The sequence below is a fragment of the Rhodanobacter spathiphylli B39 genome (assembly GCF_000264295.1).
In the GTDB taxonomy this organism is placed as follows: domain Bacteria; phylum Pseudomonadota; class Gammaproteobacteria; order Xanthomonadales; family Rhodanobacteraceae; genus Rhodanobacter; species Rhodanobacter spathiphylli.
Genome location: NZ_AJXT01000137.1, coordinates 1 through 1,104 on the forward strand (window position 1 = coordinate 1; position 1,104 = coordinate 1,104).

Annotated in this window: 1 protein-coding gene; it reads right to left on the bottom strand. The window is 29.3% G+C overall.

The window, feature by feature from the left end; translation table 11 throughout:
- Positions 1–1,104, bottom strand: a 1,104-nt coding sequence (locus tag UU7_RS17915) for an IS1182 family transposase (RefSeq protein WP_157582439.1), incomplete at both ends; no start/stop codon positions are given.

Genomic DNA, 1,104 nt, shown 5'->3' on the forward strand with positions numbered 1-1,104 from the left:
GGTGTCTCAGAGGACATTCTGAACAATCATCACATTCATATAATTTGAAGTCTCTCTTAAACCCATATTTATCATGGCGATAGGCATATCTTTTAAAACCCAATCGCTTATTGTTTGGACAAATATATTCATCGTTAATTTCGTCATAATCCCAATTTTGAGTGTTAAAGATGTCGCTTTTATATTTTTTAGTTTTATCTTTTATAAACATACCGTAGGTTATAAGTGGTATTCGATTAAAATCATCTATAATTGCCATATAATTGGGTTCGCTACCATAACCTGCATCAGCTACAATATATTCAGGTAAATGACCGTAGGTCTCTTGAATTAAATTTAAAAATGGTATCATCGTTCTTGTATCAGTCGGATTTTGATACACATTATAAGATAAAACGAATTGAGAATTTGTCGCTATTTGTAAATTATAACCTGGCTTGAGTTGTCCATTTTTCATATGATCTTCTTTCATTCTCATAAATGTGGCATCATGATCTGTTTTAGAATAACTATTTCTATCCTTTAAAATAGATTTTTGGACGTCGTATTTATGCTTTCGCCCAGAGTAATCATTAATTTGCTTTTTGTATTGTTTAATTTTAGTTCTTTTGAGCCGTATTTGTTTTCTTATTTTAGTACATTTTTCATTATCGATATGTTGATTTAAATCTTCGATTTCTTTATCCAAATGACTACCAATCAAATCTATTTCTTCCTTTGTTAAGTCATTATCGTGATCTTTTTTAATCTCAGGTATGATTTTATTTGTTATCAATTCATGATAGAGTGCTTTAGAATCTTCATTCATTTTTGTCTCATGGTTTTGAATACTCTTTTTCCATACAAATGTATATCGATTGGCATTTGCTTCAATTTTTGTACCATCAATAAAAATAGCTTTATCATCTATAAGATTTTGTTTTACACACTGACTATAAAATTGAATAAATAAAGATTCTAATAAAGCATCTACTTTTGGATTGACTCTAAATCGATTAATCGTTTTATAAGAAGGCTTTTGATTTTGTGATAGCCACATCATCCGGATGCTATCATTAAGTAATTTTTCTATCTTACGACCTGAAAACACAGATTGTGTGTAGG